The following is a 25,351-nucleotide window of genomic DNA, read 5'->3' on the forward strand; positions in this document are numbered from 1 at the left end:
TCATGCACGAATCATAAACGTATAGCAACGCTCGTATAATAGTGGGAATTGGCCCACGAGTCTCTACCGGATCGCCGTAACGATCCGACTACGGGTGGTGAGTTACTGCTCTCTTTTTTGGCGTACAGTGGCTGCCCCCGGGGGTAGCGCTGTACGTTTTTTTTCGTCAATAAAGGAGAACTCAGCTATGAAACGTTTAGAAGAAATGATTAACAAAGAAGGAATCGTCCTGTCCGATCAAGTCCTGAAAGTCGATGCATTCCTTAACCATCAAGTCGATCCGACATTGATGTGGGAAATTGCTTATGAATTCATGCATCGGTTTCAAGACGCAGGCATTACGCGGATTTTAACGATTGAAGCAGGTGGAATCGCACCGGCGATGATGACGGCGCTTCGTCTCGGTGTACCGATAGTCTATGCACGAAAAACGAAGTCGCTGACGTTAAACGAAGGAACGATTTCAGCAGAAGTCTACTCGTTTACGAAACAGCAGACGAGTACGATCACGGTCGCTGAAAAATACTTACAGCAAGGTGAACGTGTGCTGATCATCGATGACTTTTTAGCGAACGGGGAAGCGGCGTTCGGTCTTGCTAAATTAGTCGAGCAGGCAGGAGCAGAAGTCGTCGGTATCGGAATCGTGATCGAAAAATCATTCCAACCGGGGCGAGAGAAGTTACTTGATGCAGGATTCCGTGTTGAATCGCTCGCGCGAATTGAAAAATTAGAGAACGGGAAAGCGACGTTCGTCCGCTCGGTGAACGTATGAAATCCTTATCGAATTTTAAAGCGGCAGGGCTCGGACTCCAACATGTCCTTGCCATGTATACAGGAGCAGCCATCGTTCCGTTGATCGTCGGCAGTGCAATCGGACTATCCGGAGAAGGCCTCGCGTATCTTGTCGCGATTGACCTATTCATGTGTGGAATCGCGACGTTACTCCAAGTCTTCGTCACGAAGTATACCGGTGTCGGACTGCCGGTCGTGCTCGGATGTACGTTCACGGCAGTCGGACCGATGATTGCGATCGGTAGCATGCAGGGCATCACGGCGATTTACGGCGCATTAATCGCAAGCGGCATCATCATTTTATTGATTTCCGGACTCTTTAGCCGGATTGCGATTTTATTTCCACCGGTCGTGCTCGGATCCGTCGTGACGATTATCGGAATATCACTCATTCCGGCGGCCATCAATGATATCGGTGGCGGACAAGGCGTTAAAGATTTTGGTGACTTCCGATACCTCGGTCTCGCCGGATTAACGATTGCTTTAATCTTGATTTTAAATCGTTACGGCACCGTTTTTTCGAAGGCAGCCGCTGTCTTGATTGCGGTACTCATCGGAACACTTGTCGCGTTCGGCATGGGGATGATTGATTTTAGTCCAGTCGCTGACGCCTCGTGGTTCCAAATGATTACACCGTTTTACTTTGGTGCACCGACGTTTAATATCACGGCGATTTTGACGATGACGCTCGTTGGTCTCGTCTCAATGGTTGAATCGACAGGCGTCTTCTTGACGCTTGGTGAAATCACGGATAAAAAACTCTCGAAGCAAGACTTAGCACGCGGTTACCGGGCAGAGGGTGCTGCGACAATCATCGGCGGGATTTTCAACAGTTTTCCATACACGACCTACAGTCAAAATGTAGGGCTTGTTCAACTGACGGGCGTCAAAACACGAAAAGTCATCATCTTTGCCGGGGTGTTTTTAGTGATTCTCGGTTTCTTGCCGAAAGTCGCCACCTTTACGACACTGATTCCGAAACCAGTGCTTGGTGGGGCAATGCTCATCATGTTTGGGACGGTTGCCGCAAGCGGAATTCGAATTCTGTCTCGCGTCGACTTCGCAAAAAACGACCACGTCTTGACAGTCGCCTTATCGCTTGGCGTCGGACTCGGCATCAGTATGAACCCGGCGATCGTATCCGGTTTACCGGAACAAATCCGCGTCTTGACGGATAGCCCGATTGTCGCCGGTTCGTTGACGGCATTGCTTCTCAATGGTTTGTTCCGTTTGGCTGATCGCAAGCAGCGTACAGAAGACGAACAATTCGCAAAAGCTGAGTAAATAGTAGAACGATTGTGTTACGAGCAGACCTGCATCTTCGGATGGAGGTCTCTTTTTTGTGATGAGAGAACGTTACACAAATCAGAATATTTCGAGTATGGGAAGAAAGTGGTAAATCTCACTTGAAAACGTTTACAAATCAGACACCTCTTCTTTATACTGACAACGTAGCGGTTTGGGGAACTGCTAAGAACGATAGAGAGACAGGAAGGACGTCGTACAAATGAAGCAACAGACAGAGCTAAATCGGGGACTGGAAGAGCGTCATATTACGTTGATGTCGCTGGGGGCGGCAATCGGCGTTGGACTTTTCCTAGGCTCGGCAAAAGCCATTCAGTTGGCAGGACCAGGGATTCTGATTGGTTATTTAATCGGCGGTATCATCATCTTCATCATCATGCGGGCACTTGGGGAGCTCGCGGTACGTGAACCGGTGGCGGGAAGCTTTGCTGAATACGCCCGGAAATATGTCAGTCCACTCGCTGGATTTTTGACCGGGTGGAATTATTGGCTTCTGTGGATTTTTACATGTATGGCAGAAATCACAGCAGTCGGAATTTATATGCAGGAATGGTTCCCGCAGTCGGAACGCTGGATTTGGGCGCTTGCAGCATTACTACTTATGACGAGCATTAATTTCATTGCCGTCAAATTTTATGGCGAATTCGAATTTTGGTTTGCCTTGATTAAGATTGTCGCGATTGTCGCGATGATTATTCTTGGGACATTGACGATTGTCGTCGGACTTGGCAACGGGGGTACACCGGTCGGGATTTCTAATCTTTGGTCGCATGGGGGATTCTTGCCAAATGGATTCGGGGGAGTCCTGCTGGCGATGCAAATGGTCATGTTTGCGTTCTTAGGCATTGAAGTGATTGGGGTCACAGCTGGGGAAGCTAAAAATCCGAAGAAAACGATTCGGAAGGCAGTCAACAACGTATTTTTACGGATCTTGATTTTCTACATCGGTGCGCTGTTCGTCATCTTGTCGATTTATCCCTGGGATCAAGTCGGACAAAATAACAGTAGCCCATTTGTCTTACTATTTGATCAACTGGGCATTCCGGCAGCTGCCGGCATTATCAACTTCGTTGTCCTGACAGCGGCATTGTCGTCATGTAACTCGGGTATTTTCTCGACGGCACGGATGATGATGAACCTGGCACAAAATGAAGAAGCACCAAAACGGTTCGCAAAGATTTCGAAGAACGGAGTCCCAGCAATCGCAACGATTCTTTCAGGAATCGCGCTGCTCGTCGGCGTCGCCTTAAACTACTTCTTACCGGAAAACGTTTTTGCGATCGTGACGAGTATCGCGACGTTCGGAGCCGTCTGGACATGGGCGATGATTTTGATTTCGCAAATGCGGGCTCGGAAAGTCTATGGTACGGCAGAATTCGGCGTTCCATTTTTCCCGGTCGCGAACTACATCGCTTTGCTCGCGCTAGCTGGCGTCATCGTCTTGATGGCGTTTGATGCGAGTACACGCATCGCACTGATTGTTGGACCACTCTGGTATGTGATTTTGATTGCGGTCTACCATGCGCGGGGGATGCATAAACAGACACGACGCTCGTTCGACCGGGCATCAGGGGAATGAATCAGGGAGACCGGCTTCGGCCGGTCTCTTTTGTTCTGTTTCGACGTCAGTTTTGCTACACTGAACAAAGATGAAACAAGAGGAGGAACTTACGATGAAAACAATCCATGTCGATCAGTTACAAGAAAAGCTTGAAGCCGGTGAAGTACTCCACGTCGTGGACGTGCGCGAGCAGGATGAATATGACGCGGGTCATATCCCGAACGTCCGTTTTTTACCAATGTCTGAAATCGGTGAACGCTATACAGAGCTGCAAGAAGGTGAAACATACTACCTGATTTGCAAAGCAGGTGGACGCAGCGAGAACGTCGGACGTTTCCTCGAACAGTATGGCTACGACATCGTCAACGTCGAAGGCGGGATGATGAACTGGAAGGGCGATCAAGAAGCGTAAAGCGATAGTGTTCTTTTCTCAAACGTTCTGTTCGCGAAGTTATTCCGCATCACTTTATAGGTAGTCCAAGAAGGTAATTCATGAAAATGGATTACCTTCTCAGGCTGTGGACAACGTGCTATCGGGAGATACAGTGTCTTTTTTCGTTGATTTTCTCTGGCGAGGCGCAAGCCGCTGCTCCTTGATCCTAGCGGACAACGAGCAGGGTCTTGCCTGCCTCTGAAAAGTGCGCTAAACATGCACTTTTCCCCGCAGGAGTCAACGAAACGTGACACTTTTTAGGTAATACCGTGACGGAAAGCTGGGCATGCAGGCGGTTTAGAGCGCCGCGATTCGTCTCGAATCGCTTTTAAAGCGAAAAGCAATCGGTCGCGACCCTGCAGCTTTGCTGTAGCGGCGCGGAAGATTGCCGCTTTGAAGACGAGGCGAGACAGGGAAGCGCGAACTGATTGCCTCTCGTTATCGCATGTTCACGCTTCATAAGAGTTTGTCTGCACGCTGAGAAGGTTATCCATGAAAATGGATAACCTTCTTTTTTATTTAGTTGTGAAAAATGACACGTTCTGACCGATATATAGATTAGAACAACGAGTTTACATATCGGGAAGAGGAGTCGTGTATGGAACAGACAAAAAAACGAACGATTAGCATCAAGCAGAAACTAATTATCACATCTTTGCTCTTATTATTGATTCCATCGTTATTGATTGGTTTTGTTGCATACAATCAAGCGAAACAGAAAATCACAGATCAAATCCTGCAATCTGCGCATGCCGGTGTTGACCGGATGAACGATGAAATCACCAATATCATTGATCCCGTACGACGAGATGTCGCGTTCTTTGCGGACCGGATTGATGGAATGCTCTATCAAAAAGGGAAACAAAATTTAGCATTGAAAGAAAAGATGACAGAATATCTCGATACACATCCGCAAGCAGCAAATATTTATTACGCGACGACGGAAGGTGATATGACCATCTATCCGGAACAAACGATGCCAGACGATTATGATCCACGAGAACGTTCGTGGTATCAGGCGGCGGAGGACGCCGGTGGGAAAGTCGTCATTACTGATCCATACGTCGACGCAGCTTCAGGGAAGATGATGGTCACCCTTTCACAAACGGGTGGTGATGGACGTGGTGTCATTGCTGTCGATGTGGATGTCGATCGAATTTCTGAAATTGCTAAAAAAGTTAAAATCGGTCAAGAAGGTTATGTCACGATTCTCGACTCCAATAAGAATTTCGTCACACATCCGACGAAGAAGGCTGGAGAAAAGGCATCTGGAGACTGGGTCACATCCCTTTATGCCGGAAAAAATGGTCAGTTTTCTTATGAGTTTGAGAATCAAGGAAAGAAAATGGACTATATGACGAACAGTCTGACGGGATGGAAAGTCGCCGGAACACTGTACGATAAAGAAATTGCAAATGAAACATCGGGCATTCTTTGGACAACAGTTGCCGTTATCGCTGGAACGTTCTTGTTAGCAGCTGTCTTACTCTACTTTATTCTCCGTTCGATCCTCCGTCCGTTAAGTCGTTTGACGGAAAGTGCCGATCGGATTAAAGAAGGTGATTTGACGGAGCAAGTCATCGTCGAATCCAATGACGAAATCGGTCAGGTGGCCCAAAGTTTTAATGTCATGGTCACATCACTCCGGTCGATCGTGACGAACCTCGATCAATCGATTGGGCAAGTTGCGGCGTCTTCAGAAGAATTGATGGCGAACGCAGCGCAAACGACAGCAGCTTCCGAGCAAATCGCAGGTTCCGTCCAACAGATGGCAGCAGGTGCTGACCACTCGAAACGTCAACTCGAAGGAAATGCTGTATCACTCCAAGCGATTACGTCAGGTGTCATGCGAATCGCAGAGAGTTCGACGAACGTCTCCGAGCTATCACGGGCAACAGCACTCGAAGCAGAAGACGGAACGATTGCGGTCGGGAAAAATGTGACACAGATGAAAGCGATTGATGCATCGGTCGAAAACTTCGGTGAAGTCATTCAATCCTTGGCTCATCGCTCAAACGAAATCGGAAAGATTGTCGATGTCATCAACGGGATTGCAGCCCAAACGAACTTGCTTGCCTTGAATGCAGCGATCGAAGCAGCACGGGCCGGCGAAAATGGCAAAGGATTTGCGGTCGTCGCGAGTGAAGTTCGGAAGCTAGCCGAACAGTCACAAGAGTCGACAAAACAAATTTCGGGCCTGATTACAAACATCAAGCAGGAAACAGAACGGTCGGTTTCCTTGATGAAAGAAGTATCGCATCATACGAAAGCCGGACTTGAGACGACAGAAGATTCAGCGGAACGTTTCAAGAAAATTATGTTACGGACACAAGAGATGACGCCACGAATCGAAGATGTCACAGCGACGGTCGAAGAAATCGCGGCGAACGTCCAAGAAGTGTCGGCTTCGGCAACGGAAATCGCTCATATTGCGGATGAGAATTCGACAGCATCCGAACGTGTTGCGACGACGACGGAAGAACAGCTCGGTTCGATGGAAGAAATTTCGCAATCCGCGAAAGCATTGTCGGATATGGCAGAAGAACTACAAGAAATGGTGACGCAATTCCGCGTTTAAACCAGATGAAGGCGACTACATCAGCGAAACTGAGCTGGGCGTAGTCGCTTTTTTTATTGTGAATTTGCTTGAAGCGATAGGAAAACGGGAAAAATATAAGTGTAGTGTTGAGTCCTAGGAGGTGGAAAGATGGCGCGATTGACAAAGTTGAAAGAATGGCAGGAAGCAGGATTGCTTGATGCAGAAACCGTCGATCGGATTGAAGCGTACGAACACAAACACCAAGTCAAAAAGCGGACGCCCTTACTGTTGATTGTCGGATTGACGTTTGTCGGCTTGGCCTTACTCAGTTTTTTAGCGGCCAATTGGCAAGTCATTCCGGCATTGGTCAAAATCGGACTCGTTCTTGTCATCATGATCAGTTGTTATGTGCTAGCTGATATTTCCGAACGCCGGACGATTTGGAATCCGGTGGCGTTCCGGATACTCGGGATTCTCGCGTTCCTTGGTGCATTGATTGTCACGGTCCAAAGTTTTCATATGTCGCTTGAAAGCTCATTCATTGCCTGGGTAATCTTTCTTATGGCACTCGGTCATTTTTTCGTTTGGCGTCACGCTGCCTACGCTGTCGTCGCTTTTTTGGCGGGATTGAATATTTTTACGGGAATCGGCAACTTCGGGAGCGAGTACGCTACGTTTCTAGACTGGACATCATTTGTTTGTTTGATTCTGATATCCGTAGCCTGGTTCTATTTCAGTCAAACGTTTCCATCACTGATTTTTAGCTGGTTGCTCCTCTACTTCGCAGGGTTGGAATTGTTTTTCCTCGTTTCCTACGAAGGTATTCTTTGGCCGATTTGGACTTTATTTTTCCTCGTTCCATTACTGTTACTTGTTCGGGAGGAGCAAAAGCACCCGCTCCTCTACGCGCTCTATTTAGTCACGGCAGCCATTAACTCACTGGTCTATCTATCTGTCCGCGCAGAAACGACAACTGCTCCGATTTCGCTCGTCGAAGCGATTTTACTTGTACTTGCCGCAGCCGCGGTCGGAAGTTTGATTTATGTACGTTACCGTCCGCTCCTTTTCATCGTCCCGCTCGGTTTGGTCGGACTCTTATGGTTCGAGGAACAAGCGATCTTGATGGCGATTTTAGTTGAAGTGATGGCATTCGTTTATTTGATTGAGCGAGAACGAACCGGTCATCGTTTACTGATTCCGTTCGTTTATTTCATTGCCGTTCAACTGACGGTTTACTTCATTTATGCTTGGAATCGTCTGGATATGTCACTCTTTTTCCTAGGCGGGGCCTTACTCGTGTTCTTGATTGCCGGTGTGCTCTGGTGGATGCAACGACGTCGTGAAGGAGGTCAGTCGGCATGAAAAAGTACGGGTTTGCGTTTATTCAGACACTGATTGTTTTGCTTGTCGTACTCAGTTTTTATGCGATTTCGTGGTTCGGAGAGAGTTATCGCTTCCGGGCAGAGCCGTTTGATCCATTTGATCCGATTTACGGGGAGTACGTCGTGTTGCAGTATCCAGATTTAAAACCGGATGCTTCTGTCAAACAAGGACTTGTCTACGTTACGTTTATAACGGAGGAAGATGGATATGCAAGAATTGATAAAATCTCGAATGACCGCTTTTTCGGTTCGGTTGCTGGTGAGTATTACGATGAATACGTGACGATTTCTCAGCTGACTCAATATTATGTCGAACAAGGTACAGGAAAAGGGTATGAGGATGCGGAAAAATTAGAAGTCAAAGCTGATGTTTCGCCATGGGGAACCGTTCGGGCGACGGACTTATTGCTCCGAAACGAGTAAAAAAAACAAAATGAGAGGATGGACCGTTACTAGGTCCTTCCTCTCATTTTTAATATTGTTTCAAGTCATGACGATTTCTTCATTGCTTCCAGGCGTTTCAAAAAAGTGCATCCGGTTAATGAAAAAACGCCCTAGACAACGAAGAGGTCATCTAGGGCGAGGGTGGTATAAGACTTATTGTGCGTCTTTATCGAACGTGATTCGAGCGATGGCATCGTGTTGGTGAATGGTTTCTTCGTTTCGGCATTCGACGAAGAACGTTGCGATCGCATCCATTTCGTAGAGATCAGCCGCGATTAAGCGGACCATATCTTCGACGAAGCGTGGGTTTTCGTAAGCCATCTCCGTAACACGTTTTTCATCCGGACGTTTGAGGACCGGGTGAAGTGGTGCTGATGCATTTGATTCAGCCGCATCCAGTAATTCTTGTTTCCAGTCAAAGTCATCTGCCTCGTCACGAAGCGATGCTTCCATCGTGACGTAACCACGTTGATTATGGGCACTGTACTCACTGATTTCTTTTGAACATGGGCAGAGTGTCGTGACATTGATCGTTAACCCGACCGTCAACGTTGCTTCATTCGTTTCCGTATCGACACTGACCGTTTGCCAGACTTCGGCATTCATCAGACCGCTGAGTCCAGTTGCCGGTGCTTTACGCGTGAAGAACCATGGGTAGCGAATCGTTAATTGACCTTCAGACTGCTCCATCCGCTCGGCTAAATCGCGCGCGAACTGAATCAGTGATTCGTTCGTGACGACCCATCCTTCTTGATGGTACTGATCGAGTTGCTCCGTTAAGCGACTCATGTTGATGCCTTTACGGTCTTGAACGAGTGATGTCGAAAGCTCGAACGTCGCGACAGTGGCCTGCGTTTTGTCACCATCTTGGATGACGACAGGATGTTTGACGTTTGAAATACCGACTGCATCAAGTGCAAACAAGAAATTCTTTGGTGTATTTTGAAGATCAACCATTTTATCTTTTTCAGTAGGTTTTGTTCCTTTAACAGGGGGAACAGAACCGAAAAGCTTATGACGCTCTTCTTTTGTGGGTAGTGTAATCGGGTAGGTAGACATTTCAATTGGCCCCTTTGTCCTTTTGTATTTTATCAATAGTAATAACATGACAGGAATGCTAGAGACGAGCAACTCTGATGATTCCGCAAATGTGTTTGCACTATGTTGAACTGTTGATATGAATTTTATCATGAACTGCTAGCAAAACGAAACTAGCAAGGCTCAGAATCAACAGTTTGCTAAACTCATCATAAGGGATACTTGCAAGTCTGTACTGAATCGGATAGTATATGTTCATATGAACGCGTAAATCTTTTTTTAGTTAATGCCTTTGTGAAACTTATAAGATAGGAAGGAATGAAGTAGATGGATTGGCAGTTAGTACTTCAATATGCCTGGGTAGTCGTCGTTTTAATCGCACTCGAAGGACTACTTTCAGCAGATAATGCACTCGTCCTCGCCGTCATGGTAAAACACTTACCAGGCGAACAACAGAAAAAGGCTTTATTTTATGGTTTGGCAGGAGCGTTCGTCCTCCGCTTCGCGGCATTGTTCGCGATTTCGTTCCTCGTTGATATTTGGCAGATTCAAGCACTTGGTGCAGCATACCTGCTTATCATGGGGTTACGGCATATTTATAAAACGGTCAAGGCACGACGGCTCGGTGAAAATCATGGGGCGGACAGTGAGCTCGATCAAGAACCGAAATCGGATGAGCCCGTCTCAAAAGCGGAGTTTTGGAAAACAGTCGCTAAAATTGAATTCGCCGATCTTGCATTCGCCGTCGATTCGATTCTTGCAGCGGTCGCACTCGCCGTCGCATTACCTGACTGGGGGACAAATGAAATTGGTGGATTGAATGCCGGACATTTCGTCGTCATCCTGACAGGTGGTTTGATGGGTGTCGTCTTGATGCGTTTCGCAGCGCGCGTCTTCGTCAGACTACTCGCAGAACGTCCTGGACTTGAAACAGCGGCATTCGCAATCGTCGCTTGGGTCGGAGTCAAGCTCGCCGTTCTTGCCCTTGAGCATCCGAAATATCACGCATCGATTGAAGGAACAATCTTTGAAGCGATGAAGTTACCGGAAGGCTTTGCTCACAGTACGCCATGGCAAGCGTTCTTCTGGACGGTCATGGTCGGTCTCGCAGTTTGGGGTTGGTTCTCTTCACCGAAAACAAAACCAAATCCAGATGCTGAGAAAAAAGTGGATCAACATCTTTAAGCGAAAGGCTCTCCGACTGGAGGGTCTTTTTTAGTGTGAACTCCGAAAAAAGGGGGAAGATAGAAACACAAGGTTCAAGCTTCCGTCTTTTTCTTTTACAGGTACAAAGATTATAATGAACCTAGTGAACAAAAAGGGGATTCGTTTTTATGGATATTGGATTAATTACGCAGTATGCGACGGTCGGGCTCGTCCTGATCATCTTACAAGGATTGCTGTCGGCTGATAATGCGATGGTCATGGCGGTACTCGTTCGTCCTTTACCGGACGATCAACGAAAAAAAGCGTTGTTTTACGGACTAATCGGGGCACTCGTCCTTCGTTTCATCGCGATTTTCTTTGCGTCGTACTTAGCGACTGTTTGGGAGTTACAGGCACTTGGTGCAGCGTACCTCTTTTATGTCGCCTTTAAAGGAATCGTCGAGGCACGATCAAACAAACATCAAATACCGGATGCGATGGCATCCAAAAAAGAATCGCCGAATTTTTGGTGGACGGTCGTCAAGGTCGAATTATCTGATTTAGCGTTTGCCGTCGATTCGACACTCGCGGCCGTTGCCATGGCGACGACATTACCGATGGTCGGCGGGATGATTGGTGGACTGAACACGGGACAATTTTGGGTCGTCTTCTTCAGTGGGATCATCGGACTTGTCATCATGCGATATTTCGCAAGCTGGTTCGTTGTTTTACTCCAAAAACGACCAGGGATTGAAGAAGCAGCATTTTGGCTCGTCGCTTGGGTCGGGGTTAAGCTCGTCATCATGACGCTTGCACACCCGACCATTCATGTCTTACCGCACGAGTTTCCGGAAAGCACGCTCTGGCAGACGATTTTCTGGGTCGTTCTCGGACTGATTCTTGTCATCGGCTGGTTTAGAAGTGGTGTCAAAGAAGAAAAATAATACAAAAATTGGACAGGGTCACAACTCCTCTGTCCTTTTTGATTTTGGGGGAGATTTCATGCAAAACGGTAACTTTATTCGAATGCTGACACGGATGCAGAACGTACCACGTTGGGATGAGTATGCTCCGCGTTTTCAAGACAACGCCGCAAGTCATAGTTTTCGCGTCGCTCTATTTAGTTTAATGGCGAGCTATATCGAACAAGAGCAGCAACCCGTTGAAATCGATCGCCTGCGCTTATTAGGAAAGGCACTGTTTCACGATATGAACGAAGTGATCACCGGTCCAATCAAACACCGGACGAAAAAAGAGCCGACACTTCATGATCACATTCAGGCGATGGAGCAACAGGCGAGTGAGAAACTCGTCGCCTTATTGTCAAAATCGCTTCAAACAGAATTTACAGACTATCTCGTCCATGCCGAAGATGACACGATTGAAGGGCAAATCGTTAAAGCGATCGATACGTTCGACGCGATGTTGTTCGCAAGACGGGAAGCACGGATGACGGCGTCACCGTTCTTTGAAGCAAAAACGCTTGAACTGAAAAACTATTTACTCGAACACCCGTTATATGCCATCCGTCGCTTGACGACATCCGTCTTTGCCGAAGACGAGATGGCACATTTCATTGACAATGCATTGATGATGGATACGATTCGACGCTGGAAAGGGCGCTTCAATACGATTGATGACAATGACGCGACACATGCGTTTCGGGCGGCTTCCCTCGGCTTGTTCAACGGTCTGATCGAGTCGAAAAAGTACGGGGTTACGATCGATACGGCTGAAGTCGTTTCGCGTTTGCTCTGTCACGATTTAGTCGAAGGGACGACAGGGGACGTCCTCGGACCGGTCAAACATGCGACGCCGGTCACGGCAGCTGCCTTTGAGGCCTATGAACGGGCAGAAGGGGAGGCGTTGATTGGATTATTACCTGACGTGATGCGAACAGAATTTTATCGTTTTCTCGTCGAAGCGAAAGATGATACGTATGAAGGACAGATGGTAGATGTCGTCGATAAGCTCGATGCGTTGATTAAAATGAATATGGAACGCAAGTTGAACGGAGTGGAATATGAGACAGGCTACCGGGCGCAACTGAAGAAAGTCCAGACGGCTTACGAAAATCCATCTGTCGTCTTTTTCCTCGCCTATGTCTTGCACGACTTAGATTATGTAACGACTTAAGGAGGAAATCGGATGGCAGATGTTTCACTCGTGAAAACGAAACGACTTACCTTGATTTTAATTTTAGGCTCATTGGCAGCACTCGGTCCGCTCTCGATCGACATGTATTTACCTGCTTTCCCCGACATGTCCCGTTCATTCGGGGCGAGTGCGTCGATGATTCAATTGAGTTTGACGGCATGTATGCTTGGCATGGCGCTCGGTCAATTGATTGTCGGACCGCTTAGCGATGTCCGCGGACGGAAACGTCCCTTAATGCTCGCACTCGTCGCCTATCTCCTCGCCTCGCTTGCATGTGCGTTTGCTCCGACGATCGAAGTGTTGATTGCACTTCGTTTTGTGCAAGGGGCGGCTGGTGCTTCCGGCATCGTCATTTCGCGCGCGATCGTTCGTGATTTGTTTGAAGGACCGGAATTGACGAAGTTCTTTGCTGCTTTATCTCTTGTTAACGGGACGGCTCCGATTTTAGCACCAGTCATCGGTGGACAAATTTTACGTTTCGGTGATTGGCATGTGGTGTTTTATTTACTGGCCATCTTAAGTACGATGATGCTGCTTGCCGTTGCTTTCCGGTTACCGGAAACACTGCCGGTGCATCACCGGGTCGAAGGGAATCTCGCGACGACGGTTCGGACGTTTGGTCGTTTATTGACGGACCGCGTGTTCATCGGTTACGCCTTTGCACAAGCGTTCGTCATGGGTGCGATGTTCGCCTATATCTCCGGTTCGCCGTTCGTTTTACAAAACATTTACGGTGCGAGTCCGCAACAGTTTAGTTTCCTGTTCGGCTTGAACGGGATTGGAATCATCATCGCGGCTCAAATCGCAGGACGACTCGCCGGTCGCGTCGATAGTGAGAAATTGATGCGGATTGCCTTAATGATTGTTGCGACGGCAAGCATCTTGTTGTTCCTCGGCTTGACCTTATCCGATGCCTTGATTTTTGTCATGATTCCACTTTTCTTCGTTGTGTCGAGCGTCGGTCTGATTTCAACGCTTGGTTTTACACTTGCGATGCAAAACTACGGGAAGACGGCAGGGAGCGCATCTGCTTTGCTCGGTCTCTTGCCGATGCTCGTCGGTTCACTCGTTTCACCACTCGTCGGAATCATGGGCGAGGACTCGGCTTTACCGATGGGGTTGATTATCATGACACTTGATTGTGCAGCACTCGTCATCTACTATGTTTTGATTGTTAAACGGAAAAAGTAAACGGATTAAAACCGAGGAGCATTGCTCTTCGGTTTTTTTGTTTATCCGCATGAAAAATGGAAAAAGGAAATTGGTTTTTGAAACCATTTCCAAAAACTAGCGTACATAAAACTGAACGGATTAAACAGGAAAGGAGCACGAAGATGAGAAAACGACGTCAACCTGTCGCGGCCACGCCAAGTCAAGGAGCACTCGAAAGTTTGCTAGCGCGTCATTACGCGGCACAGAAAAAGTATGCACGGCGTTTGCAAGAAGACACCAGTCCGCGTGAGCGTGAGCTGGCACACCTGCTGTATGAAGAAAACCGGCATGAATACAAACGGATTTATCATCAGCTTTATGGCTCGAGTGCTTTTATCGAGGTGACAGAAGATGGACGTTAGTACGTTGTATCTCTATGCACTGGCAGCAGCAGGATGTGGCGTTTTGTTATCGGTCGTGTTCTCGGACCTGGTTCCGGGCGTCGATCAAATTTTTCATCCGACGTTGATTTTATCATTCGTCATTTTAACGTCGGCTTTCGGATTCGGACTTGAGCATTTAACAGCCATGAGCTCATTGATGATCTTATTGCTCAGTGGATTCATCAGTCTTATTTTGACGACCTTAGTGCACTTGTTCATTTTTGTACCGCTTGCCGAAGCCGAGCAGTCGCTGGGTTTTTCCGAGCAGATGCTAGAAGGAAGAAGTGCAACGGTCATTTTATCGATCCCGAGTGACGGATATGGAGAAATTTTAGTCGATGATGTCTCCGGACGGATTTCAAAATCAGCCGTTTTATTTGAAGGACCGCCACTCGATCAAGGAACGAAAGTCATCATCATTGAAATCAAACAAGGGGTGGCGCACGTCATGACCTACCCGAACCAATGGAAAGAGGAGATGTTTACGTGAATCCAGTTATTATTGTGGCGATTATCGCCGGCGCGCTCATTTTAGCGCTTGTTGCTCTATTTATCACGAAGTATCGGACAGTTGGGCCAGAAGAAGCGTTAATCGTGTCGGGGAGTTATCTCGGAAATAGTCCAAGTGTCAATACGGATGAATCCGGTAACCGCGTTAAAATCATTCGCGGTGGCGGGGCATTCATCTTGCCTGTCTTCCAACAGGCGACACCGCTCAGTTTACTGTCGAGCAAGCTCGAAGTAACAACGCCTGAAGTTTATACGGAACAAGGTGTTCCGGTCATGGCGGATGGAACGGCAATCATTAAAATCGGCAGCTCGATTTCGGAAATCGCGACGGCAGCCGAGCAATTCCTCGGGAAATCAAAGGAAGACCGTGAAAGTGAGGCGCGGGAAGTCCTCGAAGGTCACTTGCGGTCGATTCTTGGATCGATGACGGTCGAAGAAATCTATAAGAACCGCGATAAATTTTCGCAAGAAGTGCAACGTGTCGCGTCACAAGATCTCGCGAAAATGGGACTGATCATCGTCTCGTTCACGATTAAAGATGTCCGCGATAAAAACGGTTATCTCGAATCACTCGGGAAACCACGCATCGCGCAAGTACGCCGTGACGCTGATATCGCGACGGCGGATGCTGAAAAAGAAACGCGGATCAAGCGGGCGGAAGCTTCAAAAGATGCGAAAAAAGCAGAGCTCGAGCGCGCGACTGAAATCGCGGAAGCGGAAAAAGAAAACCAGCTGAAGATGGCAGACTATCGTCGCGAACAAGACATCGCGAAGGCGAAAGCCGACCAAGCCTACGACTTAGAAAATGCACGCGCGCAACAAGAAGTCACAGAGCAACAAATGCAAATCAAAATCATCGAACGGCAAAAACAAATCGAACTCGAAGAACGTGAAATTCTCCGTCGCGAGAAACAGTACGACGCAGAAGTTAAAAAACGTGCCGATGCCGATCGGTACTCGATCGAACAGGCAGCACAAGCGGACCGGGCGAAACAATATGCAGAAGCCGATGCGACGAAATACCGGATTGAAGCGTCAGCGAAGGCCGATGCGGAACGGATTCGCCTTGATGGTCTCGCAAAAGCCGACGCCGAGCGGGCACAAGGGGAAACCGAGGCGGACATCATCCGCCTGAAAGGTCTTGCGGAAGCAGAAGCAAAAGAGAAGATTGCCCAAGCCTTCGAACAATTCGGACAAGCGGCGATTCTCGACATGGTCATTCGCATGATGCCGGAGTATGCGAAAGAAATCGCAGCACCACTCGGTAACATCGACAAGATCACGGTCGTCGATACAGGGAACGGTGAAGGTGGCGGTGCGAACCGTGTGACGGGTTATGCGACGGACTTGATGGCGTCACTCCAAGAGACGTTGAAGGCTTCTTCCGGAATCGATGTCAAAGAATTGATTGAGAACTTTTCTGGAAAAGGGACAGCCAAACCGTTGACGGTCAACTTGAATCAAGGGGAACCGGTCGCGTCGGGAACGAAGTCTGAATGAAACCGAACGTTGTCTTGCCGATGCTGTTTCTGCTGGTTATCGTAAATCTGGTTGCCCCGCTTTCGGCACTTTTCCTCGTAGCAATCGGTTCGGCGTTCGCGCTGTATAAAGGCTATACATCAGAGGACGGAATCCAGAACATCTTCAACGTCAAGCGGGTTTCCTATTCGCTTCACCATCCGCTGACACGGGCGGAAGCGCTCGCTGCCGGTCTAATCGGTCTGTTGACAATAGATCTGGCCTACTTGTGGAACGGAATCCGGACAGGACTGTCCTTGCAAGATGTCGGCTATTTGTTCTTTGAACTGGTGACATTGCTTTTGTTTGTGTATGTATTGTTCCGCTTTTTGTTGCTCGGACTTTTTGAACCGAGAACAGAGCGGACACCGTATGCATCGAGACGATGAAACCGTGAAATGACAGGTTTTAAAAACAAAAAAATCCGGATGATCCAACCTTTTCTGATAAAGAAGAGGGGAATCATTCGGATTTTTTAGTGTGGATAAAATCAAGCGGCTGTCAGGCCGGCAAATCATAGCCGATGACAAGCAGTCCCGGTCCGGTGTGCGAACCGATGGCCGCTCCGGCAATCGTAATCAAGACTTCGCTTGGAGAGAACTGGGCTTCAATCAATTGTTTGAGCATCTCGGCCCGTTCAATCGAGTCACCGTGACCGATGATGATGCGGTGTCCGTCAATCATCGGACGCGCTTCTTCCATCCATTCGACGATCCGGTTCATGACCTTTTTCTGACCACGAATCTTTTCTTTCGGGATCAACTTACCGTCTTCGACCGTCAAGAGCGGCAGAATCGATAATAATCCACCGATGAAGGCACTCGCACGTGACACACGACCACCACGCATCAGGTACTCGAGTGATTCAACCGTGAACAAGTGACGGATCGAATTCACTTTTTGTTCTGCATAGGCTTTTGTTTCGTCAAACGTATGTGTTTTCGCGAAGGTCGCGACATCAAGGACGAAGAGTCCTTGACCGGTCGATGCTGTTTTCGTATCAATGACGGCGTACGGAACATCGGGATATTGTTCGGCGAGTTCTTCTGCGAGCATCGTTGCCGTTTGATAGGTGCCGGATAGATCACTTGAAAAAGCGAGATAGAGGAACGGTTCCCCTTGTTCGAAGTGTGCTTTGAAGACTTCCGCGATCCGCGTGACCTCGACTTGGAAAGTTTTTGGCGCAGCACCGTCACGCATTTTAGCATAGAGCTCCTCCGGCGAAATCGTTTCGCCGTCAAAATACGTGTCGTCTCCAATCAATACACCGAACGGCATGATTGTGATGTCATGGGCATCTAATAATTCTTGCGGTGCATCGGCACCACTATCGGTAATGAATCGTACCATTGCGTTCTCTCCTTTACTTACCTAGGGCTTTTTCGTTTCGTTCGAGCATCCGGCCCAGGTTTACACCGAATCGTTCATTTTCGACTTCATCGAGGACGGACGGGACTAAATTTGTGCCGAGTGCCATCAAGGCACGGTAAGCACGGAGTAAACACTGTTCGACCGTAAGCGGAAGTTGAAGTAACTCCTCAAGAGAGGCCATTGTGTCCGGAATGATGACAGGATACGTGAATTTTGTTTCCTCGCCTTGCAGGGCGGCTTCATAAAAGTCGCGCACGAGTGCTGCGCGCTTACTCCCGCTTCCGTTGACACATAAATAAATCTGAACGGCGACCCCCCCGCGGACACGTCGTTGCGAAATCCCGGCGAACTTTTTACCGAATATCGAAAGGTCGTAAGAGCCGGGGCAATATGAGCCGACGACTTCGCCAGCGACGATCGCATCGGTTTCGTCTCTGAACATGTGCTGCACAAGGGCGAGCATCGCTTCGTAGCCGCTGTCGATATCAATGCCGCCCCGTTCTGGTAGGACAAGCGAAATGTTCAAGACACCTGCATCGAGGACGACCGCGAGTCCGCCCGAATTTCGGACGACGGGGTGAAAGCCGTGTGTATTCAAGACGTCGATTCCTTCTGTTAAGTGAGGCAGACGGGCATCTTGAATCCCGAGGACGACCGTTTCGTGGTGCACCCAAGAACGAAGTGCCGCACCTTCTGTTGCGACGGAGGCACAAAGCGTGTCGTCCATCGCGAACGATTGGGTGGCATGAAATGTCGTTCCGAGTGACGTTTGATCAAAAATACGATATTGTTCTTGTTTTAAGAGTTCGATTCCCATTGGCTCGTTCCTTTTTTTGTAGATTTGCGACATCATTATAGCATAGCCAGTGTAAACTTTATGTAAGAAGCGGATAGTCTGACAGGAACAGACTGCCCCTAAATTGAAAACAACGAAGAGAACGACCAGATGAAGGGGAGAATGACATGTATCAGTCACTAGGTCAATTAAGAGAAACTAAGGTCTTTAAAGATCCGGTTCATCGTTATATTTATGTCAGCGACCAATTGATTTGGCAACTGATTGGAACAAAGGAGTTTCAACGGCTTCGCAGGGTCAAACAACTCGGGACATCCTTTTTGACGTTTCACGGAGCGGAGCATACACGGTTTCATCATTCGCTTGGTGTGTATGAGATTACACGCCAACTGATTGACGTCTTTAACGGTCGTGCTGACTGGGATGACCAATACCGCGAGCTGACGCTCGTCGCAGCCTTGCTTCATGACGTCGGGCACGGACCCTTTTCCCATGCCTTCGAAAATGTCTTTGGTGTCGATCACGAGGAGTGGACGGAACGGATCATTCTCGGGGATACGGAAATCAAACGAGTCCTCGATCAAGTTGGCGAAGGCTTTGCGGAAGAAGTCGCCTCCGTCATCAATAAGACGCATCCGAACCAGTTGCTCGTGACGATGATCAGTTCGCAACTCGACGTCGACCGGATGGATTACTTATTGCGTGACGCCCATTTCGCCGGTGTCAGTTACGGGAAGTTTGATTTAGAACGCATGTTGCGTGTCTTACGTCCCGCACACAATCAGATGGTCGTCAAACAATCAGGCATGCACTCGATTGAAGACTACATCATGCGCCGGTATCAGATGTACTGGCAAGTCTATCTGCACCCGGTCACACGATCGAGCGATTACTTATTAAAAGCGATTCTCGAGCGGGCGAAGGAACTGTATACCTCGGGTTATGTGTTTGACATCCATCCGGTTCATTTGATTCCGTTATTTGACCAAACGATGGCGTTGAAGAATTACCTCGCGCTTGATGAAACGATTGTTTATTTCTATTTCCAACAATGGATGGAAGAACACGATGCGATTCTTAGTGACTTGTCACGTCGGTTCGTCAATCGAAAATTATTTAAGTACGTCGACTACCCACCAGAAAAGCGGGAAGCAATCCATGAAAAACTAGCAGAACTGTTCAATAAAATCGGACTCGATCCGGCATATTACTTGTTAGAAGATAAATTAAGTCGCCTTCCGTATGATTTATATGGAGAGAACCGAGAAATCAGTAAACAGCCGATCATGCTCCAAATGAAAGACGGGCAGAAAAAAGAAATCTCACAAGTCTCCCCACTCGTCGAAGCGATCGCGAATTCAAGACAGACGGATGAAAAGTTGTTTTATCCGCAAGAAATCTTGTATGACTTACGTGAGTTCGCTAATGAAAAGATGCAGATTGATCAACTGTTGCTCGGAGGATACTCAAATGAAACGAGTCATTGAGCAGATTTTAGAACAGGTCGGGTTGTCCGGAATTGAGACGGAAGTTTTACCCGGGGCGACCTCGTCGCTCGTCGTACGGGCGGGCGACAGTGTTATCCGAATCCATACGAATCCAAACTGGTTGCAACAAGAACAGGACCTCGTCGCGCACGAGGTCTTTGCGCTAAAGACGGCGGGGCCGCTTGCACCGCGCGTCCTCAAGTATCAAGAAGCGTGGATCGGCGAGATTCCACCTTGGCTTCAGATGACGTATGTCCAAGGGGTGGTGCAACTTACGCCACTTGACGATCTGTATGTGGAGCGACTGGCACGGACGTTAGTCGCAATTCATCGCTTACCGGTCCCAAAAACTTCGTATGTATATAAACCCTATAGTAAAACCCGTGTCGTTCCGACCTGGGCAACCGAAATCGCCGCCTGGGACTGGGCAAGTGCACCAGCACCAGCGCCTAGTGAACAGATTCGATTCATCCATCGTGATTTCCATCCGGTTAATGTGTTATACGATTTAGGGGAAAAGTATAACGTAGTTGATTGGGTGAGTGCATGTGTTGGACCGATTGAAGCAGACGTGGCGCATTGCCGGCTGAACCTTGCTTTACTCGAGTCCGTCGAAGTTGCGGACCGGTTTTTAAAATTTTATCAGGCGATGAGCGGGCTTACTTACGATCGGAGATGGGACTTAAATGCTGTTTTCGATTTTGGACCCGAAACAATTACTGTATATCCGGGGTGGGAAGCATATGGAAAGCGAAACCTCAGTCAGGACAATGTTCGGAAACGCCTGGAAAACTTTGTCTTGAAAGTTTATGAAAATAACGAAAGCGGTTACTAAATGAACTTTACCTATTGCAGTTCTGACGAATGTTGATTATTCTAGTACTTGGGACAGAGATTAAACGTCAGACATCGTACTTATGTACAACTGATAAACAACTAATAGATTGAGGGGTACTTCATGAAATATTTAATCGCGTTACTCGGACTGGTCGTCGTTTTTGGACTAGCTCTACTCGTCAGCAGCAATCGTAAAAGTATCAAATTGAAACCGCTTGCGGTCATGCTAGTGCTTCAGCTCGTTCTCGGATTCATCTTATTGAACACGTCGTTCGGTTATATTATCATCCGCGGTGTAGCGAGTGTCTTTGAAAAGTTACTTGGTTATGCAGCAATCGGAATTAACTTTGTCTTTGGTGGACTTGCGAATGAAGGGGCACAGCCATTCTTCATCAACGTTCTTCTTCCTATTGTCTTTATCTCAGCATTAATCGGAATTTTACAGTTCACGAAAATCCTCCCGCTCTTAATGCGCGGAATCGGATTTGTCTTGTCGAAGATTAACGGCATGGGACAACTTGAATCATACAACGCCGTCGCCTCGGCAGCGATCGGTCAATCTGAAGTCTTCATCACAGTCAAAAAACAAATCGGTAAATTACCGGCAAACCGTCTCTATACATTGTGTGCTTCGGCGATGTCGACCGTTTCAATGTCAATCGTCGGTGCTTACATGACAATGGTGGAACCGAAATATGTCGTTACGGCCATCGTCTTAAACCTCTTTGGTGGATTTATGATTGTTTCAATCATCAATCCGTATACGGTCGATCCAAACGAAGATATCTTAGAAATCGTCGAAGAGAAACAAACGTTCTTCGAGATGCTCGGCGAATACATCTTGGATGGATTTAAAGTCGCAATCATCGTCGGTGCGATGTTAATCGGATACAACGCATTGATTGGGATGGTCAACGACATCTTCTTGATGGTTCTTGGTATCTCGTTCCAAGAAATTCTCGGGTACATCTTTGCGCCATTCGCTTTTATCATGGGTGTTCCATGGGCAGAAGCAGTCAGTGCTGGTAGCATCATGGCAACGAAATTGATCACGAACGAATTCGTCGCGATGCTCAGTCTTCCTGAGTACACGAAAGAATTCTCAGAGCGTACACTCGGAATCGTATCGGTCTTCTTGATTTCATTCGCGAACTTCTCGTCAATCGGGATCATCGCGGGTGCAGTTAAAGGACTCGACGATCGCCAAGGCAGTGTCGCTGCGAGCTTCGGTCTTAAATTATTGTACGGTGCGACGCTCGTCAGTGTTCTGACAGCAATCGTCGTCAGTGTCATCATCTAATGAGAACTTAACATGCCCGCTGACATCTTTGTCGGCGGGTATTTTAGATTGTGGAAAAAGTCGATATTGGGAACTGCAAGCGTTTTTATTCGTTGCTTTCCTCGGTCTTGCCTGCCTCTGAAAGTGCGTTAAAAACGCACTTTTTCCCGTAGGAGTCAACGAACCGTGACGCTTTTTAGGGAATACCATGTGGGAAATCAGGAAAGACGGTTTAGAGTACAATCTGTCTCGATATCGCATGTTCGCGCTTCATAAGAGTTTTTCTACCCGCTGACATCGTTGTCGGCGGGTATTTTAGATTGTGGAAAAAGAAATTGTGGACCAGACAAGCGTCATCTATTTTCGTTGCTCTCCCCAAGCTTACCTGGAAAGCGAGGATGTCGGAAACATCCGCCACAAGAATTGATTTGGTTAGACTCATCTTGGTTTGCGGAGAAGGGGATGGTGGAATTGGTTAATACATCATTTTAGCGACTTTCGAGAAAGGGAGATGCTGAACGTGCTATTTATGTTGATCGTTAAAGGATCAAAGCGTGCAGAAGCGGGTGAGCGTCCAAGTCCTGAGCTTATGGAAGCGATGTCCGAGTACAATCAAGCGTTACGCGATGCAGGGGTACATGTGATGGCGAAAGGACTCCATCCGAGCTCGAACGGGATGCGCTTTTCTTATCGTGGACCTGGAGATCGACCGATCGTTACGGAAGGACCATTCATGCAAACAGAGGAATTGATTGCTGGATTTATTTTGATCGATGTCGCGTCACGAAAAGAAGCAATCGACTGGGCACTACGGATGCCGGATCCGCAAGGGCACGGTGAAGGGGAAATTGAACTACGACAAGTGTTTGATTGAAAGTAAGCAAACTAAAACATGACGATGAATCCAGCATGCCTGACGGCGCACGGGATTCATCGTCATGTTGATTTTTGAAATCATTGATGGGAAGCAATCCCCACGCGCTTACGACTGAAGAGATGTTCGTGATAGGCTTCAAAAGCAAAACGGGCGACGTTGCGGCGAGGAATCGGTCCTGTCTCCTGTGTGAAGCGGGGTGCTTCAATTAAGAGATCATTGATTTCATCGTCTTCCGTCAATTGAGTCGGACAGATGACAGTGAAGTCAACGTCAGCATCCTTTAATGTCAAATAAGCTTTCAAATGATCTTCAGCAGCCACTGTCGAACGGCGGCGCGATTCGCTTGACTGGAAGCGGTACTTCCCGGGTTCTTCTGAGGCATCGAGAATGCCAGCCGTCCCGATGAAGATGATCCGTTCGATCTGTTGTTCCTTCATTTTCGTGACGAGATGGGGAATCGCTGTTGAAAGAACATGTTGCTGATCCGTACCAAGACAACTGAAGACGGCAGATGAACCTTGAATGACATTCTCTAAATCTGTTACTTCCGTTGCATCTCCTTGAATGATCGTCAATTGCGGGTGCTCCGGTAACATGTGATCGGTCGAGCGGACGAGCGCGCGGACATTGTGACCGGCTTGTAACAATAAATCGAGCAAGGGACGCCCTGTCCGTCCCGTTGCCCCTAAAAGGCTAAGCGTTGCCATCATAATTCATCCTCTCTCGTTCATGGTGTTATAGGTATAAGAAGGAAGGATGGTCGAGCAACACGCATCGTCCATCCTTTTTTAGTTCCTTATTTATCGGCAAACATGACGCCTGCTTGTCCATAGTCCGTCTTTTCCATTTCTTCGATGAAGACGGTAATGTTTTCTTTTGGAGCATTGACTGTTTCTGAAACAGCTTCTGTTACTTTTTCGATCAGTGCACGTTTTTGTTCGACAGTCCGTCCTGAAAGCATTTTAACGGTAACGTAAGGCATAAATCGTTCCTCCTAAAAACATAATGGCAATACGCCCTCAGTATACCGTATGGAGCAGGGGAGCCGTCAAACAGCGACATCGAAACACGAAAAGACGGGTATAAGACAGGAGTGGGGGCATGTAAAAGAGAAGTAGTCGAGAGGAAAACTTAGGATGAAGAGGTGACACCAATGGAAATGGAATCTGTTATACGAAAAAAGATTCATACATTGCTTATTTTCGACCGGGCATTATCAGAGGACACGACGTATCCACTATCGGGGACGAAGGGTTTGGAAGTCGCAGAAGTCATTTTTGATGAAAGCATTCCGTTTGGTCGACTTGTGACGGATAAAGAATTAGCGGCACTCGTCGGTACGCCGGAAGCGAAACGGTATGGAATGGTGACGTTACTTGAAGAGGATGACCGCTTTAAGCCCTTGTTCCAAAATCGGAAGTTACCGCCTGAGATTGAAACAGAAGTCGAGGAGCGTGTCCGGGAGCTTGCTAAACAACTGCGGGCGATTCGGTCTCGTTGCTCGTCGCTTGAACGCGTGATTTTGTTTGGTCGTGCGGCACAGACACTTTACGACCGGGCATTGACACGCTTGGAAGAATCAAATCCACCTGTGCATGAAGAATTGACCTCACTTGAATGTCTCCGTCTGCCGACGATTCGGCGTGTGACGAAAGAACAGCTGGAACAAGTGAAACGCTAAGCGGGACTTGCGTCAGCAGTTGAATGCGGTATGATAGAGGCAACAGCTGTAAAAGGGGTCGAGTAAAGATGGAAAAGAAGATTAACTTCAATATCATTTCAGATAATTCAACAGACGGACATGGTGGATTTGGCGTCGGGACACTCAGTTTGAACAGTATGTCACCGGTCATCATCTCGCCAGAGGACGGCGAAGCATACATCGATATGGGTGCCATGCATGCGAAAGCAGCGATTGAGAAGCGAATTAAGTTCACGACGGATCGAGCGGACGCACCGAATGGGAAACTGTACTGGATCGTTTGGGTCACGGTAGGACGTAAGCCAGAAGGGTTTTATTATGGAGGCGTCGCAGCATGCGATTTATTAGTCGATGTCGAAACACGGCGCGGGTTTAAAATCTTAGCCGATCACGTCAATAAGATGGACAAGTCACTCAAGGGACGCATCGTCGTCGATCAGATGGACGATACGTCAAAAGGACTGCTTCGTGAATTCCTGATGACACATAAACCGGAAATGTGGGCGAACGCAGAGCCTGAGTTACATGATGCACTCGCATAACTAAAAAAATCGCCGTCTCCTAGGAGGCGGCGATTTTTTA

Annotated in this window: 26 protein-coding genes and 1 riboswitch; of the genes, 21 read left to right on the forward strand and 5 right to left on the reverse strand. The window is 47.9% G+C overall.

Annotation, left to right across the window (positions count from 1 at the left end):
* The first annotated feature begins 11 nt into the window (after positions 1 to 11).
* Positions 12 to 111: riboswitch (purine riboswitch) on the forward strand.
* Between the two features lie 76 nt (positions 112 to 187).
* The 7 genes from KNQ05_RS13195 (at position 188) to KNQ05_RS13225 (ending at position 8,435) form a co-directional block, all read left to right on the forward strand.
* Positions 188 to 772 carry a xanthine phosphoribosyltransferase gene (locus tag KNQ05_RS13195; RefSeq protein WP_214767683.1) on the forward strand — a complete coding sequence of 195 codons (585 nt, stop codon included), beginning with the start codon at positions 188 to 190 and terminating at the stop codon, positions 770 to 772.
* On the forward strand, positions 769 to 2,076 hold the full coding sequence (locus tag KNQ05_RS13200; RefSeq protein WP_214767686.1) for a nucleobase:cation symporter-2 family protein: 1,308 nt from the start codon (positions 769 to 771) through the stop codon (positions 2,074 to 2,076). Before KNQ05_RS13195 ends, KNQ05_RS13200 begins: the two co-directional genes overlap by 4 nt.
* A gap of 223 nt (positions 2,077 to 2,299) precedes the next feature.
* Complete coding sequence (locus KNQ05_RS13205; protein ID WP_214767688.1) at positions 2,300 to 3,676, forward strand: amino acid permease; 1,377 nt, start codon at positions 2,300 to 2,302, stop codon at positions 3,674 to 3,676.
* A 94-nt stretch (positions 3,677 to 3,770) separates the two neighbouring features.
* Positions 3,771 to 4,070, forward strand: a complete 300-nt coding sequence (locus KNQ05_RS13210; RefSeq protein WP_029332367.1) for a rhodanese-like domain-containing protein — start codon at positions 3,771 to 3,773, stop codon at positions 4,068 to 4,070.
* Positions 4,071 to 4,689: 619 nt separating this feature from the next.
* Positions 4,690 to 6,669: a methyl-accepting chemotaxis protein gene (locus KNQ05_RS13215; protein ID WP_214805689.1), complete on the forward strand. Its 1,980-nt coding sequence runs from the start codon at positions 4,690 to 4,692 to the stop codon at positions 6,667 to 6,669.
* 129 nt (positions 6,670 to 6,798) lie between these two features.
* On the forward strand, positions 6,799 to 7,992 hold the full coding sequence (locus KNQ05_RS13220; protein ID WP_214767692.1) for a DUF2157 domain-containing protein: 1,194 nt from the start codon (positions 6,799 to 6,801) through the stop codon (positions 7,990 to 7,992).
* Positions 7,989 to 8,435: a GDYXXLXY domain-containing protein gene (locus tag KNQ05_RS13225; protein ID WP_088836084.1), complete on the forward strand. Its 447-nt coding sequence runs from the start codon at positions 7,989 to 7,991 to the stop codon at positions 8,433 to 8,435. Before KNQ05_RS13220 ends, KNQ05_RS13225 begins: the two co-directional genes overlap by 4 nt.
* 174 nt (positions 8,436 to 8,609) lie before the next feature.
* Here KNQ05_RS13225 and folE2 read toward each other — a convergent pair whose 3' ends face one another.
* Positions 8,610 to 9,515 (reverse strand): GTP cyclohydrolase FolE2, encoded by a 906-nt coding sequence (gene folE2 / locus KNQ05_RS13230; RefSeq protein WP_029332371.1) that lies wholly within the window; start codon positions 9,513 to 9,515, stop codon positions 8,610 to 8,612.
* Positions 9,516 to 9,821: 306 nt separating this feature from the next.
* Here folE2 and KNQ05_RS13235 point away from each other — a divergent pair, with 306 nt between their 5' ends.
* The 8 genes from KNQ05_RS13235 to KNQ05_RS13270 all read left to right on the forward strand — a co-directional run bounded on the left by KNQ05_RS13235 (position 9,822) and on the right by KNQ05_RS13270 (position 16,809).
* Entirely contained in the window at positions 9,822 to 10,679 is an 858-nt protein-coding gene (locus tag KNQ05_RS13235) for a TerC family protein (protein WP_088836085.1), read from the forward strand.
* A gap of 149 nt (positions 10,680 to 10,828) precedes the next feature.
* The gene (locus tag KNQ05_RS13240) at positions 10,829 to 11,584 is read left to right on the forward strand and encodes a TerC family protein (protein WP_088836086.1); all 756 of its coding nucleotides are present in this window, start codon (positions 10,829 to 10,831) and stop codon (positions 11,582 to 11,584) included.
* A 58-nt stretch (positions 11,585 to 11,642) separates the two neighbouring features.
* Positions 11,643 to 12,776, forward strand: coding sequence for a YfbR-like 5'-deoxynucleotidase (locus tag KNQ05_RS13245; protein WP_088836087.1), 1,134 nt, complete (start codon positions 11,643 to 11,645; stop codon positions 12,774 to 12,776).
* Positions 12,777 to 12,788: 12 nt separating this feature from the next.
* Positions 12,789 to 13,988: a multidrug effflux MFS transporter gene (locus KNQ05_RS13250; protein ID WP_088836088.1), complete on the forward strand. Its 1,200-nt coding sequence runs from the start codon at positions 12,789 to 12,791 to the stop codon at positions 13,986 to 13,988.
* 143 nt (positions 13,989 to 14,131) lie between these two features.
* Complete coding sequence (locus KNQ05_RS13255) at positions 14,132 to 14,371, forward strand: hypothetical protein (protein WP_029332376.1); 240 nt, start codon at positions 14,132 to 14,134, stop codon at positions 14,369 to 14,371.
* Positions 14,361 to 14,882, forward strand: a complete 522-nt coding sequence (locus KNQ05_RS13260; RefSeq protein WP_088836089.1) for an NfeD family membrane protein — start codon at positions 14,361 to 14,363, stop codon at positions 14,880 to 14,882. Before KNQ05_RS13255 ends, KNQ05_RS13260 begins: the two co-directional genes overlap by 11 nt.
* Positions 14,858 to 16,402 carry a flotillin lipid rafts scaffold protein FloT gene (locus KNQ05_RS13265; protein ID WP_157898459.1) on the forward strand — a complete coding sequence of 515 codons (1,545 nt, stop codon included), beginning with the start codon at positions 14,858 to 14,860 and terminating at the stop codon, positions 16,400 to 16,402. Before KNQ05_RS13260 ends, KNQ05_RS13265 begins: the two co-directional genes overlap by 25 nt.
* Entirely contained in the window at positions 16,399 to 16,809 is a 411-nt protein-coding gene (locus KNQ05_RS13270) for a hypothetical protein (protein WP_088836091.1), read from the forward strand. Before KNQ05_RS13265 ends, KNQ05_RS13270 begins: the two co-directional genes overlap by 4 nt.
* Before the next feature lie 112 nt (positions 16,810 to 16,921).
* On the opposite strand, the gene KNQ05_RS13275 is transcribed toward KNQ05_RS13270, so the two are convergent.
* Together KNQ05_RS13275 and lipL are read right to left on the reverse strand one after the other, a co-directional pair.
* Positions 16,922 to 17,770 (reverse strand): DegV family protein, encoded by an 849-nt coding sequence (locus tag KNQ05_RS13275; protein WP_088836092.1) that lies wholly within the window; start codon positions 17,768 to 17,770, stop codon positions 16,922 to 16,924.
* A 13-nt stretch (positions 17,771 to 17,783) separates the two neighbouring features.
* Positions 17,784 to 18,608: an octanoyl-[GcvH]:protein N-octanoyltransferase gene (gene lipL / locus KNQ05_RS13280; RefSeq protein ID WP_088836093.1), complete on the reverse strand. Its 825-nt coding sequence runs from the start codon at positions 18,606 to 18,608 to the stop codon at positions 17,784 to 17,786.
* 146 nt (positions 18,609 to 18,754) lie between these two features.
* Here lipL and KNQ05_RS13285 point away from each other — a divergent pair, with 146 nt between their 5' ends.
* The 4 genes from KNQ05_RS13285 (at position 18,755) to KNQ05_RS13300 (ending at position 23,064) form a co-directional block, all read left to right on the forward strand.
* Entirely contained in the window at positions 18,755 to 20,074 is a 1,320-nt protein-coding gene (locus tag KNQ05_RS13285; protein WP_214805691.1) for an HD domain-containing protein, read from the forward strand.
* A complete protein-coding gene (locus KNQ05_RS13290; RefSeq protein ID WP_214767694.1) occupies positions 20,058 to 20,909 on the forward strand; it encodes a phosphotransferase family protein in 852 nt (283 codons plus the stop codon). Before KNQ05_RS13285 ends, KNQ05_RS13290 begins: the two co-directional genes overlap by 17 nt.
* A 123-nt stretch (positions 20,910 to 21,032) precedes the next feature.
* Positions 21,033 to 22,211: a NupC/NupG family nucleoside CNT transporter gene (locus tag KNQ05_RS13295; RefSeq protein WP_029332383.1), complete on the forward strand. Its 1,179-nt coding sequence runs from the start codon at positions 21,033 to 21,035 to the stop codon at positions 22,209 to 22,211.
* A gap of 508 nt (positions 22,212 to 22,719) precedes the next feature.
* The gene (locus tag KNQ05_RS13300) at positions 22,720 to 23,064 is read left to right on the forward strand and encodes a YciI family protein (protein WP_251132523.1); all 345 of its coding nucleotides are present in this window, start codon (positions 22,720 to 22,722) and stop codon (positions 23,062 to 23,064) included.
* A gap of 80 nt (positions 23,065 to 23,144) precedes the next feature.
* Here the strand turns inward: KNQ05_RS13300 and KNQ05_RS13305 are convergent, their stop codons facing one another.
* Both KNQ05_RS13305 and KNQ05_RS13310 read right to left on the reverse strand, forming a co-directional pair.
* On the reverse strand, positions 23,145 to 23,774 hold the full coding sequence (locus tag KNQ05_RS13305) for an NAD(P)-dependent oxidoreductase (RefSeq protein ID WP_214770623.1): 630 nt from the start codon (positions 23,772 to 23,774) through the stop codon (positions 23,145 to 23,147).
* 89 nt (positions 23,775 to 23,863) lie between these two features.
* Positions 23,864 to 24,049, reverse strand: coding sequence for a 2-hydroxymuconate tautomerase (locus tag KNQ05_RS13310; protein ID WP_029332386.1), 186 nt, complete (start codon positions 24,047 to 24,049; stop codon positions 23,864 to 23,866).
* A gap of 171 nt (positions 24,050 to 24,220) precedes the next feature.
* Between KNQ05_RS13310 and KNQ05_RS13315 the strand changes: the two genes are divergently transcribed.
* Positions 24,221 to 24,748, forward strand: a complete 528-nt coding sequence (locus KNQ05_RS13315) for a hypothetical protein (protein ID WP_214805704.1) — start codon at positions 24,221 to 24,223, stop codon at positions 24,746 to 24,748.
* A 68-nt stretch (positions 24,749 to 24,816) separates the two neighbouring features.
* The gene (locus KNQ05_RS13320; protein WP_214770625.1) at positions 24,817 to 25,311 is read left to right on the forward strand and encodes a YwhD family protein; all 495 of its coding nucleotides are present in this window, start codon (positions 24,817 to 24,819) and stop codon (positions 25,309 to 25,311) included.
* Positions 25,312 to 25,351: the final 40 nt, after the last annotated feature.

Origin of the sequence: Exiguobacterium sp. s125 (assembly GCF_018618605.1) — a bacterium.
GTDB classification, from domain to species: Bacteria; Bacillota; Bacilli; order Exiguobacteriales; family Exiguobacteriaceae; genus Exiguobacterium_A; species Exiguobacterium_A oxidotolerans.